Below are 13111 nucleotides of genomic sequence, written 5' to 3' on the forward strand. Positions count from 1 at the left end.
TAAAAGGTTGCAAACCTTTGCATGTCCCAAATCTTTCCCATCAGATCACCGGCCTGCCCTCTTCATACAGTCGGGTAATCTCTACCATCGATATAGCGATAATCTGGAAATTTAGATTACTTTAAAATTTCTTGTCACCATAGTTTACATTTTGTGAAATAATCTTTAAGAATTCACTATCTACAGTGGCGAGAATATTACACTCATAATTTTTTGTTAAACAGCAATCTGAATTAGATGAAACATTCAATGACCCCATGAAGTTAATTGTTGATTCTTTTAAAAATTCAGGCATAAAATAAATGAGATAATGAAATGAAAAATACATATATTCAGGAAGATTTACGATGTATTTCTGCAATAGAGCAAGTTAATAGGTATAGAAATAGTTTAATCGTCTCAAATGGTAATGGTGCTTTAACAGAAAAATCACAAATTAATTACAGTGTGTTATATTCAAAATTTGTAAAACGATTGGTGGATTTTATACTATCTGCGGCCGCAATATTTTTGCTTTCTCCTGTTTTGCTATATCTGACAGTCCATATATCTTTGAGTGGCGGGTCTCCGATTTATGGACACCTACGCATAGGAAAGAATGGGAAGCCTTTCAAATGCTATAAATTTAGAACAATGCGAAGAGATTCAGATAAAGTTCTTAAAATGATACTGCGTGTAAACTCAGCAGCAGCACATCAGTGGGCCAGTGAGTTCAAACTGAAAAATGACCCCAGAATAACGCGCATAGGAAGGCTTCTCAGAAAGACAAGCCTTGATGAACTTCCTCAGCTTTTTAATGTATTCATGGGCAATATGAGCTTGATAGGTCCGCGCCCTGTTACTGCTGTAGAGATATCTGTTTATGGCCGGTCAAAAAGGCATTACTTTAAATGCAAACCAGGCATATCAGGGCTATGGCAGGTTAGCGGAAGAAACGATGTTAGTTATTCCCGTAGGATAGCTTTAGATACTGCTTATGCGAAAAGAAGAACCTTTTTTCTTGATATCATCATTATGATAAAAACGATTTTTGTTATATTTGGCCGTAAAGGTGCATATTAATATATGGAAAAAATCTCAGCATGGTTAACATTAATTATAATATGCAGACTATTTTGGTTATTTGTTGATGACGTGTGCATTAGATGAAATAAAACCGCCTGGTGGCGGTTTTATTAATTAAAGCCTCTTAAATGCACATAGTTTTATTATGTTTATCGCCCATAAAAACCAGATATCGTGAACTGAGACTTTCTGTTCTTCGTCGGCAGAGTGGAAATCACCACGCAAGCGTGTTTGTTCACACCACGGCATCTAAACGTAATAACGGCACGGCAACAGCATCTGTCAGAAAGATGCGCGTTGATTCTAACACTGCCGGCGCGCTGCACTGGTCAGGGTCGGGATAGAAGACTTTCGTTTTCATGACCTGAGACACACATGGGCAAGTTGGTTAATTCAGGCCGGGGTGCCCCTGTCGGCATTACTGGAAACGGGCGGATGGGAAAGTATTGAGATGGTACAACGTTATGCTCATCTGGCACCGAACCATTTAACTGAACATGCTCGGCAGATTGATGCGATTTTTAGCTCCTCTGTCCCAAATCTGTCCCATGAGGAAAATTTGAAGTCAGGAGGAAACGCATAAGTAGTTGATTTATAATGGTACGCCCTACAGGATTCGAACCTGTGACCTACGGCTTAGAAGGCCGGTGCTCTATCCAACTGAGCTAAGGGCGCATGGTGATTGCGTCGAATTATACGGTGCGCGCCTGATGAGTCAACGTTTTTACTCTTCCGCCCGCCCTGTTGCTGGAGATATGAGCGATCGCGGATAATTCTGTGCCTGACAGCAGCGCCCGCTTCTGCCAGAATAGGCGCATTCCCCGATTTAACTCAAAACAGATGGATTTCCTCTCTGATGGTAGCAAAAATTATTGATGGTAAAACGATTGCGCAGCAGGTGCGCCTTGAGGTTGCGGAAAAAGTTCAGCAGCGTCTGGCCGCCGGTAAACGTGCCCCGGGTCTTGCGGTGATATTGGTCGGGGAAAACCCGGCGTCACAGATTTATGTCGGCAGTAAACGTCGTGCCTGTGAAGAAGTCGGTTTTATCTCACGTTCTTACGATCTGCCCGCCACCACCAGCGAAGCCGAGTTGCTGGCGCTGATTGATAAGCTGAATAACGATCGGGAAATTGATGGCATTCTGGTCCAGCTGCCGCTGCCTGCGGGTATCGACAATGTCAAAGTGCTGGAGAATATCTCGCCGGATAAAGATGTGGATGGTTTCCATCCGTATAACGTTGGGCGTCTGTGCCAGCGCGCGCCAAAACTGCGCCCCTGCACACCGCGCGGCATTATCACCCTGCTGGAACGTTATAATATCGACCCTTATGGTCTGAATGCGGTGGTGGTTGGCGCCTCCAATATCGTCGGGCGTCCAATGAGTATGGAGCTGCTGCTGGCTGGCTGCACCACCACCGTCACCCACCGTTTTACCAAAGACCTGCGCCATCATATTGAACATGCGGATCTGCTGGTGGTTGCCGTCGGGAAACCGGGCTTTATTCCGGGCGAATGGATTAAACCGGGTGCTATCGTGATTGATGTCGGTATTAACCGGCTGGAAAGTGGCAAAGTGGTCGGTGATGTGGAATTTGAAGCCGCCGCCGAACGCGCTGCGTATATTACCCCGGTACCGGGTGGTGTCGGCCCGATGACAGTGGCAACCCTGATTCAGAACACCCTGCAGGCATGCGAAGAGTATCACGACGGAGCAGCAAACTAATGGCAACCTTTTCTCTGGGTAAACACCCACACGTTGATTTATGCGATCTGCTGAAGCTGGAAGGCTGGGTAGAGAGCGGCGCAATGGCAAAATCGCTGATTGCCGAAGGCCAGGTAACGGTGAATGGCGCCGTGGAAACCCGCAAACGCTGCAAGATTATCGCCGGCCAGCAAGTGGAATTTGCGGGTAATAAGGTTACGGTAACCGCGTAAAGTGATGAAAAACGGCAGCCGCGGCTGCCGTTTTTTATGCGCTAATAGTTAACTTTTAAGCTGGCTCGAATTTACTTACGCCGCCAGCTGGTGCCCTGCGGACCATCTTCCAGAATAATTCCCAGCTCATTTAACTTGTCGCGGGCAATATCCGCCTGCGCCCAGTTTTTAGCCTGACGCGCATCGAAACGCATTTTAACTAACGCTTCAATTTCCGCCACTTGCTGATCGTTGCTGTTGGCAGCGCTTTGCAGGAACAGCTCCGGATCCTGCGCCAGCAGACCCAGTACGCCGGCTAACTGGCGTAACCTGGCGGCCAGGCCGTTGGCGGCGGCCATATCTTCCGCTTTCAGGCGGTTAACCTCGCGCGCCATATCAAACAGCGCTGAGTAGGCTTCCGGGGTATTAAAGTCGTCATCCATGGCTTCACGGAAACGCGTTTCAAATACTTCGCCCCCTGCCGCCGCCGCCGAGGCATCGGTATTACGCAACGCGGTATACAGGCGCTCCAGCGCGGCACGCGCCTGTTTCAGATTATCTTCGCCATAGTTCAGCTGACTGCGATAGTGGCCGGACATCAGGAAGTAACGCACGGTTTCCGCGTCGTAGTGCGCCAGTACATCACGCACGGTGAAAAAGTTATCCAGTGATTTTGACATCTTCTCACGGTCAACCATCACCATACCGGAGTGCATCCAGTAGTTAACATAGGGGCCGTCATGGGCACAGGTAGACTGCGCAATCTCGTTTTCATGATGCGGGAACATCAGGTCGGAACCGCCGCCATGGATATCAAAGTGCTCGCCGAGCTGTTTGCAGTTCATCGCCGAACATTCAATATGCCAGCCGGGGCGACCGGCACCCCATGGCGATGGCCAGCTTGGTTCGTCGACTTTCGACATCTTCCACAGCACAAAATCCATTGGATTGCGTTTAACATCGGCGGCAACTTCAACGCGCGCGCCAGCCTGTAACTGCTCCAGATCCTGACGCGACAACTTGCCGTAATCAGCATCGCTCTCTACCGAGAACATGACATCCCCATTGCTGGCGACATACGCGTGTTCACGCGCAACCAGCTTGCTGACCAGTTCGATAATCTCACTGATATGACGTGTGGCACGTGGTTCCAGATCCGGCGGCAGAATATTCAGCGCGGCAAAATCACTCTGCATTTCCGCAATCATACGGTTGGTCAGGGTTTCGACGCTTTCACCGTTTTCATTGGCGCGTTTAATGATTTTATCGTCAATATCGGTGATATTGCGCACATACTTCAGCTGATAACCGCAATAGCGCAGGTAGCGCGCCACCACGTCAAAGGCGACAAAAGTACGGCCATGGCCGATGTGACACAGGTCATAAACGGTAATTCCGCACACGTACATGCCAATCTGACCAGCATGAATAGGTTTAAATTCCTCTTTTTGACGACTCAGGGTGTTGTAGATCTTTAGCATTGAGACATTCCGTATGGCGTGTGCGGGTTAACAAAACGGGTTATCCCCATCGAACCTGGCGTTGCAACTGTGTCGGCCGCGCTGAGTCACCCGAATCACTGCGGATAGTCAGCGTCCCGGGATTGGCTCCCTTGCGGCCTTACTGCAACACCAATTACTCGGGTATATAAAGGGTAATTTTGCTGTATTGTTATCGTAAGCGCGATGCAATGCAAGGATATGGCAGCAACTACGACTTTCTCACCTGCTGACGCGTCATCACAATTTGTGATATAAGAGGCGTCTATTTAAACTGGCCCGGCATTTTTATCAAGCTGCCGTAAGCACAGTCGTTTAAAACTCCCACCTTAACAGGACGAGATTATGGTTACTTTCCAGACTAATCATGGCGATATCGTTATCAAAACTTTCGACGACAAAGCCCCCGCTACCGTGCAGAACTTCCTGGATTACTGTCGTGACGGTTTTTACGACAATACCATTTTCCACCGTGTCATTAACGGCTTTATGATTCAGGGCGGCGGTTTTGAGCCTGGTATGAAGCAGAAAACGACCAAAGAAGAGATCCGTAACGAAGCGAACAACGGCCTGAAAAATACCAAAGGCACGCTGGCAATGGCGCGTACTTCCGCACCACACTCCGCTACCGCACAGTTCTTTATCAACGTAGCTGATAACGACTTCCTGAACTTCAGCGGCGAAACCCTGCAGGGCTGGGGCTACTGTGTGTTCGCTGAAGTGGTTGAAGGTATGGACGTGGTTGAGAAAATCAAAGGCGTTTCTACCGGCCGCAGCGGCATGCATCAGGATGTGCCAAAAGAAGATGTGGTCATCCAGAAAGTGACCATTAGCGAGTAATGTCACGCACGCTATTTATCGCAGATCTGCATCTGTGCCATGAAGAACCGGCAATTACTGCCGGTTTTCTGCGTTTTTTACAGCGTGAAGCGATACACGCCGACGCACTGTATATTCTTGGCGATCTGTTCGAAGCCTGGATCGGCGATGACGATCCTGAACCGTTGCATGCGGAAATTGCCGCCGCGCTGCGGGCGCTAACAGAGCACGGCGTCCCCTGCTTCTTTATCCATGGCAATCGTGACTTTCTGCTGGGCCATCGTTTTGCCCGCGCCAGTGGTATGACGTTACTTCCGCAAGAGCAGGTTCTCGAACTGTATGGTAAACGCCTGCTGATCCTGCATGGCGATACCCTGTGTACCGATGACCAGGGCTATCAGCGTTTTCGCCGTAAAGTACATCAGCGCTGGCTGCAAAAATTGTTTCTGGCTCTGCCGCTGTTTATCCGGCAGCGTATCGCCGCCCGTATGCGCGCAGACAGCAAAAACGCCAATAGCAGCAAATCCGCAGCGATTATGGACGTCAATCAACAGGCAGTGATCGCCGCCATTCAGCGCCACCAGGTGCAGTGGATGATCCATGGCCACACCCACCGACCGGCAGTACATCAGGTGCAGGCCGGGGATATCAGCGCAGAACGGGTGGTACTGGGCGCCTGGCACCACCAGGGCTCGATGATCGAGGTCAATGCCGACGCGGTCAGCCTCAGCGCTTTCCCTTTCTGAAGCGCGGTAAAAAAAGCCCTGTTTTGCCGCCGCCAGCGGCTACGCAACCGTTTTCCTCGCTGCCGAGTCATGCTATTCTCTCTGCCCTTCCCACCTGCCATCTTAAAATCGCGCGGGTGAAGTTTGTACAATCACAGGAGTCAGACTCGCATGTCATCCAATGCCGCCTCAGCCCGTATTGCCATTGTTATGGGTTCGAAAAGTGACTGGGCTACTATGGAATTTGCCGCAGAGATCCTTACCACCCTTGCGGTTCCTTTCGACGTTGAAGTGGTCTCTGCGCACCGTACCCCGGACAAACTGTTCAGCTTTGCGGAAAATGCAGCGGGCAATGGCTACCAGGTGATTATTGCCGGTGCCGGCGGCGCCGCGCATTTACCCGGTATGCTGGCAGCAAAAACCCTGCTGCCGGTACTGGGCGTGCCGGTGCAGAGCGCGGCGCTAAGCGGTCTGGATAGCCTCTACTCTATCGTGCAGATGCCGCGCGGCATTCCGGTCGGTACGCTGGCGATTGGTAAAGCCGGCGCCGCCAACGCCGCCCTGCTGGCGGTGCAGATCCTGGCGCTCCATGATGCGGAACTGGCGCAACGTCTGGCCGACTGGCGTCAGAGCCAGACCGATGAAGTACTGAACAATCCTGATCCACGGGGTAATGCATGAAACCGGTTTGCGTATTAGGTAATGGCCAGCTTGGACGCATGCTGCGCCAGGCTGGAGAACCGCTGGGGATTGCGGTCTATCCTGTCGGTCTGGATGCCGAGCCGGAAGCACTGCCGATTCAGCAGAGCGTGATTACCGCCGAGATCGAACGCTGGCCGGAAACCGCGTTAACCCGCGAACTGGCCCGGCACCCGGCGTTTGTTAACCGTGATATTTTCCCGCAGCTTGCTGACCGCCTGACACAAAAACAGCTACTCGATCAGCTCGGCCTCGCCACCGCTCCATGGCAGTTGCTGGCGGCAGCAGACCAGTGGCCGCAGGTGTTTGCCTCACTCGGCGAACTGGCGATCGTCAAACGCCGTACCGGTGGTTATGACGGACGCGGTCAGTGGCGTTTACGCGCAAATCAGACGAATGAGTTGCCGCAGGATTGTTACGGTGAGTGCATTGTTGAGCAGGGAATTAACTTCTCCGCTGAGGTCTCGCTGGTTGGCGCCCGCAGCCATCACGGCGACACGGTGTTCTATCCGCTCACCCACAACCTGCATCAGGAAGGTATTTTGCGCACCAGCGTGGTCCTGCCGCAACCTGATGCCGCGCAACAGCAGCAGGCGGAGCAGATGTTGGCCGCCATTATGAACCAGCTGCAATATGTTGGCGTCATGGCCATGGAGTGCTTTGTGGTGCCGGAAGGTCTGCTGATTAATGAACTGGCGCCGCGCGTACATAACAGTGGCCACTGGACGCAGAACGGTGCTTCCATCAGCCAGTTTGAATTACATCTGCGCGCTATCCTTGACCTGCCGTTGCCGAAGCCGGTGGTCAGTACGCCATCGGTCATGGTGAATCTGATCGGCACCGACCTCAACCTGCAATGGTTGCAGCAGCCGCTGGTCAATCTGCACTGGTATGAGAAAGAAGTGCGCCCGGGGCGTAAAGTTGGCCATCTGAACCTGAATGATGTTCAGGGCAGCGAACTGGCGAAAGCGTTAAATGCGCTGGTCCCGCTGTTACCGCCGGAGTACGCCAGCGGCATTGCATGGGCCTGCGAGAAACTGGCGTAAGGATACTGGCCGCAGGGCAGCCATAAATGACTCGCGCAACAGGGGCGGAATAAATCCCGCCCCTGAATTTTATTCAGCGTAATAACTCCTGAAGAGCGCCTTACCCCGCAATAAACGCACCCCCAGCCAGCCGCCACAGACCGAGAGCACAAGCGCACCGGTTAATGGCAGCACCATCCACAGCGTAAAGTCAGGCTGCCAGGGGAAATCGAACACTTTACGTTGCAACCCCCATAACGCCGCTTCGGCGCCGATGGCGGCGGCTATGCCGGAAACCATCCCCAGCATAGCGAACTCACTCCACAGCGTGCCGCGCAGCAGTTTTTTACTGGCGCCCAGCGTGCGGTAAACCACCAATTCCTGACGCCGCTGGCGCATCCCGACCTGAATTTGCGCCAGTAATAACAGCACGCCACAGACGGTAACCAGTACCACCATAATCTCCAGCGCCCGGCTCACCTGCGTCAGCACCTGTCCGATTTGTCGCAGGATGCTGCCGATATCCAGCAGGCTAAGGGTCGGAAATTCGCGATTTAACCGGGCCAGCAGCTGCGGATTGTCGTCCATCCGGAAGCTGGTCAGCCAGGTTTGCGGTTGCTGATCCAGCGCTCCCGGCGGGAAGATAAAGAAAAAGAAGGGCCGCAGGCTTTCGTGATCGATAGATCGCAGGCTGGTAATTTTAGCGGCGAAGTTTTGCGTATCACCGGTAAAGGTCAGCGTATCGCCCAGTTTAAGTCCTAAGCGATCGGTCAGTTCTTCAGCCATCGACACTTCGCCCAGCTTCGGCGGCCAGCTGCCCGCCACCACCGGGCTGTTATCCGGCGGCTGCTCCAGCCAGGTCAGATTGATCTCGCGGTTATAGGTATTATCCTGCGCCGGATCGACCGGCTGATGATTGGTTTCGGTCAGGCGCACGCGCGCAATCGGATAAAAGTCCCCGCTCTTCAGCTGGTGCTGCTGCAGGAATGCTTTAACCTGCGGCACCTGTGCGCCAGCAATATTCAGCAGATAGAAGTTAGGGCTATCCGGCGGCAGCTGTTGCTGCCAGCGGTCCAGCAGATCGCCGCGCATAACCAGCAGCAGCGCCAGCAGCATAAAGGACAGGGAAAAAGCCGCCAGCTGACTGAGAGTGGTTAACGGCTGGCGCAGCAGGCGGTTAATCGCCAGACGAAACGCCAGATTACGCACCGACAGTTTACGCAGCAGCAGCAAACCACCCCAGCCTGTCGCCCCCAGCAGCAGCGCCAGCAGCACAATCCCGGCGATCAGCGCCCACAACAGCTTACTGCCGCCGACCAGCAACGCCAGCAAACCCGTCACCACCAGCGCCATCACCGGCAGATAGAATTTCAGCGGCCAGACGCGGGCAATCGCATCACGGCGTAACACCCGCAGCGGTTGCGTCGCCAGTAACAAACGATACGGTCGCAACCCCACCAGCAGTGAAATAATAAACAGCGATCCGATCGCCCACATCCATGGCCAGATACCGGACGGCGGCAACGCCGCCGGCAGTATCGGCTTCAGCATCTGCAGCAGCACCGCCTCAAATCCCAGCCCCAGCAGGCTCCCTGTCACCGCAGCCAGCAGTAGCACCGCCAGCCACTGCCCGACAATCAGCTTACGCAGCGCCGCACGATTGGCGCCGAGCGTTTTCAGCACCGCCACTAAATCGTAACGGCTGCGACAGTAGTGGCTCATTGCCACCGCCACCGCGGAGATCGCCAGCATCAGGGTCAGCAAGGCCGACAACAGCAGGAATTGCTGAGCACGCTGCATCGAGCGCCCCAGCGCATCATCGGAGTCATCGACGCCAGTCCAGCGCTGATCGGCTTTCAGCTGTGGTTCAATCCAGCGGTCATAACGGCTCAGCGGTTGCGTATCGCCGGAAAATTTATAGCGCCAGGTCAGGCGGCTGCCCGGCTGGATGGCGCCGGTTTTTTCCACATCGGCCAGATTCATCAGCAGGCGCGGTGCGGTCTGGAAAGGATTAAAGCCGGCATCCGGTTCCTGAGTCACTTCGCCGGCAATACGCAGCGTGGTATCACCGACGTCCAGCCGGTCCCCCGCTTTCAGATTCAGTAGCGCCAGCAGGCGTGGCGCCGCCAGAACCGTACCGGCCTGCGGCTTCAGATTGGCCGGGGCGGTGACCAGCTGGCCAAACATCGGATAAGCATCATCCACCGCCTTCACTTCCGCCAGCTGTGGAGTATTTCCCGCAAAGGTCATGGTCATAAAACTCAGCTGACGGCTCACCTGCAGGCCGTCGCGCCGCGCCTGATCCAGCCACTCCGGCGGTACTTCGCGCGAGCTGCTCAGGGTGCGATCCCCGGCCATAAAGTCACGACTCTGCTGACTTAGCCCTTTCTCCATGCGGTCGCTGAGCGAGCCCAGCGCCAGCACGCAGGCGACCGCCAGCGTCAGCGCCAGCCAGACGATCAGCAGCGATGGCGAGCGCCATTCACGCCAGAACCAGCGCCAGATCATGCTTCCTCCGACAATTTGCCGTCGCGCAGCCGCAGCCGCCGATCGCAGCGTGCCGCCAGTTGTTCATCATGGGTGACCAGAATCAGCGTGGTGGCAAAATCGCGATTAAGCGAAAACAGCAGGTCAGCGATACGGTCGCCGGTTTTACGATCGAGGTTGCCGGTCGGCTCATCGGCAAACAGCAGGTCGGGACGGCCGTTAAAAGCGCGAGCCAGTGCCACACGCTGTTGCTCCCCGCCGGAAAGCTGCGCCGGAAGATGGCTCAGGCGTTGCGCTAATCCCAGTTGCGCCAGCAGCGCCTTTGCCTGTTCGCGACTCTGGCTGTCGCTGTCGCCGCGCAGCAGGGCCGGCAGCTGAACATTCTCAAGGGCATTCAGGGTCGGCACCAGCATAAACGACTGAAACACAAAGCCGACATGCCGGGCGCGCAGCTCCGCCCGCTGTTCTTCATTACGCTGGTGTAATGGTTCGCCACAGAGAAACACCTCGCCTTCGCTGCCATCATCCAGACCGGCAAGGATCCCCAACAATGTCGATTTGCCCGATCCCGACTCGCCAATCAGGGCGATGGTTTGCGCCGGTTTGACAACCAGCTCAACTCCGGTGAGGATGTTTAGCTGATGCTCACCCTGACCGACGGACTTACTAAGACGATGAACTTCAAGAATGTTTTCCGCTGGCATTACCCTTTCCTGTTATTATTGTTACTTATTTCGCGCGTGGCGTCGGCGGATACACTGCTGATCCTCGGCGACAGTTTAAGCGCCGGATATCGCATGCCTGCCAGCGTTGCGTGGCCCGCGCTGCTCAATGATAAATGGCAAAAACAACCTAACGTCATTAACGGTAGCATTAGTGGTGACACCGCCACCCAGGGTTTAAGCCGGTTACCGGCGCTGCTGAAACAGCATCAACCGCAGTGGGTGTTGATCGAGCTGGGCGGAAATGACGGTTTACGCGGTTTTCCGCCGCAAAATGTCGAGCAGGATCTGCGTAAAATCATTACCGACATTCAGGCCGCTAAGGCGCAGCCGTTATTGATGCAAATCCGTTTGCCCGCGAACTATGGCCGCCGCTATAACGAAGCGTTCAGCAGCATCTATCCGAAGCTGGCGCAAGAGTACAGCATTCCATTAATCCCCTTTTTTATGGAGCAGGTCTATCTGAAACCTGAATGGATGCAGCAGGATGGCATTCATCCGAGCCCCGATGCGCAAGCTTTTATCGCCAGCCAGATGGCCAAACAATTAGCTCCTCTAGTTAAGCATGACTGACAGCAAAGCGTGACGGCTGTCAGGTAAAGTTATGCAAAATTTCGCTGCCGGATTTATATAAATCAAAAGATTAAAGCAGATGATGCCGCAGTAAGCGCCGACCGGTGCTCAGGCATCTCTGCGACACCATCACCATGCGGGGAGATTTCCCCGCCGTTGGGTTGCCTTACCCTGTGGATCTACCGGCGAGGATCGCCACAACCTCCGAGTTACCCAGCCTGAAATGCAATGCGCAGAGTGAATTGCGGGTTATTCCGGCTAACAAAATGATTGTCACACAGATAATAATCAGACTGAGTAATCGCCGTATTAATGGCATCATTGCCTTTATCTCCATGGGGCGCGAACGCGGGTAAAAGGCTACCATCGTGCGGTCTGGCATGAAAGCGGCCTCACTTTGATTTATCGTCGGGTGAGGCCTTTCTCTTTCTGTCGATTGCCAATGCTCAGGACAAAAAAGATCCAGAGCGCCCGGCGCAGAGCTCACCCATCCTGTCATTGCTTTCGCAAAATGTAAATCAGCTAACCTTATGTAAAGAATGCATTTTATTACTCAGCATATAATATTATTCCGTTGCATTTTTTGTTTATTACATTGCGTAATGGCGCACCATTTTTATTTCAATCAGCTAATGCAATACCCGTACCTCTGCGTGTAAACTCAGAACAACTCAGGGCAATATTGTTAAAAAAATATTGTTTTAAATTGAAAACGTGTTATTTCGCCAGCGTAGAGAATTATGCAAAAATCTATTTTAATAACCGGCTGCTCCAGCGGAATTGGTCTGGTGGCCGCCAGTGATTTATTGCGCCGTGGTTACCGGGTATTCGCCGCCTGTCGGAAAGCGGATGATGTGGCGCGGATGAATCAGCTCGGTTTTACCGGTATCCAACTGGATCTGGATGATGCGCACAGCGTGGAACGTGCGGCGCAGCAGGTAGCTGAACTGAGCGGCAATGATCTCTTTGCTCTGTTTAACAACGCCGGTTATGGCGTCTATGGCGCGCTGAACACCCTGTCGCGGCAGCAACTGGAGCAGCAATTTTCCAGTAACTTTTTTGGTACCCATCAGCTGACCATATTGCTGTTGCCGGCGCTGCTGGCCAATGGCGGCGGGCGCATTATCAACACCAGCTCAGTACTGGGTTTGATCTCGACGCCAGGCCGCGGCGCCTACGCCGCCAGCAAATATGCGCTGGAGGCCTGGTCCGACGCGCTGCGTATGGAGTTGCACCGCACCGGCGTCTGTGTCAGCCTGATTGAACCCGGCCCGATTCACACCCGTTTTACTGATAACGTGAACCAGACCCGGCAGGATCAACCGGTGAAAAACCCGGGCATCGCGGCGCGCTTTACTCTGCCGCCGGAAGCCATCCTGCCCAAATTGCACCATGCTTTAGAGAGTCGTCAGCCCAAATTACGTTATCCGGTTACCCTGGTGACGCAGGTCATGACCATTTTGCGCCGCCTGTTGCCAGGCTGGATGCTGGATCGCATTTTGCGCAGTAACTAGCGCTGCAACCGTAATTTCGCTTGAAGCCAGGGGTAACGCCCCAATATCGTTACAAAGTCATCAGCAAAA

General features: G+C 53.5%; 13 protein-coding genes, 1 tRNA gene and 1 pseudogene. 10 read left to right on the forward strand and 5 right to left on the reverse strand.

The features are described 5' to 3' along the window. Positions 1-315 precede the first annotated feature (315 nt). Entirely contained in the window at positions 316-1062 is a 747-nt protein-coding gene (locus JWF83_RS22435) for a sugar transferase (protein WP_413652727.1), read from the forward strand. Between the two features lie 194 nt (positions 1063-1256). Next, positions 1257-1648 (forward strand): annotated as a pseudogene (locus tag JWF83_RS22440) (tyrosine-type recombinase/integrase); the annotation flags it as partial. A gap of 15 nt (positions 1649-1663) precedes the next feature. Here the strand turns inward: JWF83_RS22440 and JWF83_RS22445 are convergent. Then, a tRNA-Arg gene (locus tag JWF83_RS22445) sits at positions 1664-1740 on the reverse strand. A 181-nt stretch (positions 1741-1921) separates the two neighbouring features. On the opposite strand from JWF83_RS22445, the gene folD reads away from it, so the two are divergent. Both folD and ybcJ read left to right on the forward strand, forming a co-directional pair. Continuing rightward, positions 1922-2788 carry a bifunctional methylenetetrahydrofolate dehydrogenase/methenyltetrahydrofolate cyclohydrolase FolD gene (gene folD / locus JWF83_RS22450; RefSeq protein ID WP_413652728.1) on the forward strand — a complete coding sequence of 289 codons (867 nt, stop codon included), beginning with the start codon at positions 1922-1924 and terminating at the stop codon, positions 2786-2788. Further along, entirely contained in the window at positions 2788-3000 is a 213-nt protein-coding gene (gene ybcJ, locus JWF83_RS22455) for a ribosome-associated protein YbcJ (RefSeq protein ID WP_413652729.1), read from the forward strand. Before folD ends, ybcJ begins: the two co-directional genes overlap by 1 nt. A gap of 71 nt (positions 3001-3071) precedes the next feature. On the opposite strand, the gene cysS is transcribed toward ybcJ, so the two are convergent. Beyond that, the gene (gene cysS / locus JWF83_RS22460) at positions 3072-4460 is read right to left on the reverse strand and encodes a cysteine--tRNA ligase (protein WP_413652730.1); all 1389 of its coding nucleotides are present in this window, start codon (positions 4458-4460) and stop codon (positions 3072-3074) included. Between the two features lie 363 nt (positions 4461-4823). On the opposite strand from cysS, the gene ppiB reads away from it, so the two are divergent. From ppiB to purK, 4 genes are all read left to right on the forward strand, one after another. Continuing rightward, the gene (gene ppiB, locus JWF83_RS22465) at positions 4824-5318 is read left to right on the forward strand and encodes a peptidylprolyl isomerase B (protein ID WP_413652731.1); all 495 of its coding nucleotides are present in this window, start codon (positions 4824-4826) and stop codon (positions 5316-5318) included. After that, complete coding sequence (lpxH, locus tag JWF83_RS22470) at positions 5318-6043, forward strand: UDP-2,3-diacylglucosamine diphosphatase (RefSeq protein WP_413652732.1); 726 nt, start codon at positions 5318-5320, stop codon at positions 6041-6043. The genes ppiB and lpxH overlap by 1 nt, the downstream gene beginning before the upstream one ends. A 150-nt stretch (positions 6044-6193) precedes the next feature. Then, the gene (gene purE, locus JWF83_RS22475) at positions 6194-6703 is read left to right on the forward strand and encodes a 5-(carboxyamino)imidazole ribonucleotide mutase (protein ID WP_413652733.1); all 510 of its coding nucleotides are present in this window, start codon (positions 6194-6196) and stop codon (positions 6701-6703) included. Further along, positions 6700-7767, forward strand: coding sequence for a 5-(carboxyamino)imidazole ribonucleotide synthase (purK, locus tag JWF83_RS22480; RefSeq protein WP_413652734.1), 1068 nt, complete (start codon positions 6700-6702; stop codon positions 7765-7767). Before purE ends, purK begins: the two co-directional genes overlap by 4 nt. Before the next feature lie 69 nt (positions 7768-7836). Here purK and ybbP read toward each other — a convergent pair whose 3' ends face one another. Both ybbP and ybbA read right to left on the reverse strand, forming a co-directional pair. Then, positions 7837-10254: a putative ABC transporter permease subunit YbbP gene (gene ybbP, locus JWF83_RS22485; RefSeq protein WP_413652735.1), complete on the reverse strand. Its 2418-nt coding sequence runs from the start codon at positions 10252-10254 to the stop codon at positions 7837-7839. After that, the gene (ybbA, locus tag JWF83_RS22490) at positions 10251-10937 is read right to left on the reverse strand and encodes a putative ABC transporter ATP-binding protein YbbA (protein ID WP_413652736.1); all 687 of its coding nucleotides are present in this window, start codon (positions 10935-10937) and stop codon (positions 10251-10253) included. Before ybbA ends, ybbP begins: the two co-directional genes overlap by 4 nt. Between ybbA and tesA the strand changes: the two genes are divergently transcribed. Beyond that, positions 10908-11528, forward strand: a complete 621-nt coding sequence (gene tesA / locus JWF83_RS22495) for a multifunctional acyl-CoA thioesterase I/protease I/lysophospholipase L1 (protein WP_413652737.1) — start codon at positions 10908-10910, stop codon at positions 11526-11528. The two genes, ybbA and tesA, sit on opposite strands and share 30 nt — an antisense overlap. A 166-nt stretch (positions 11529-11694) precedes the next feature. Here the strand turns inward: tesA and JWF83_RS22500 are convergent, their stop codons facing one another. Beyond that, positions 11695-12027: a Hok/Gef family protein gene (locus JWF83_RS22500; RefSeq protein ID WP_413652738.1), complete on the reverse strand. Its 333-nt coding sequence runs from the start codon at positions 12025-12027 to the stop codon at positions 11695-11697. 241 nt (positions 12028-12268) lie between these two features. Here JWF83_RS22500 and JWF83_RS22505 point away from each other — a divergent pair, with 241 nt between their 5' ends. Further along, positions 12269-13042 (forward strand): SDR family oxidoreductase, encoded by a 774-nt coding sequence (locus tag JWF83_RS22505; protein WP_413652739.1) that lies wholly within the window; start codon positions 12269-12271, stop codon positions 13040-13042. The last annotated feature ends 69 nt before the right edge of the window (positions 13043-13111 follow it).

The sequence above is a fragment of the Pantoea sp. B65 genome (assembly GCF_047308185.1).
In the GTDB taxonomy this organism is placed as follows: domain Bacteria; phylum Pseudomonadota; class Gammaproteobacteria; order Enterobacterales; family Enterobacteriaceae; genus Erwinia.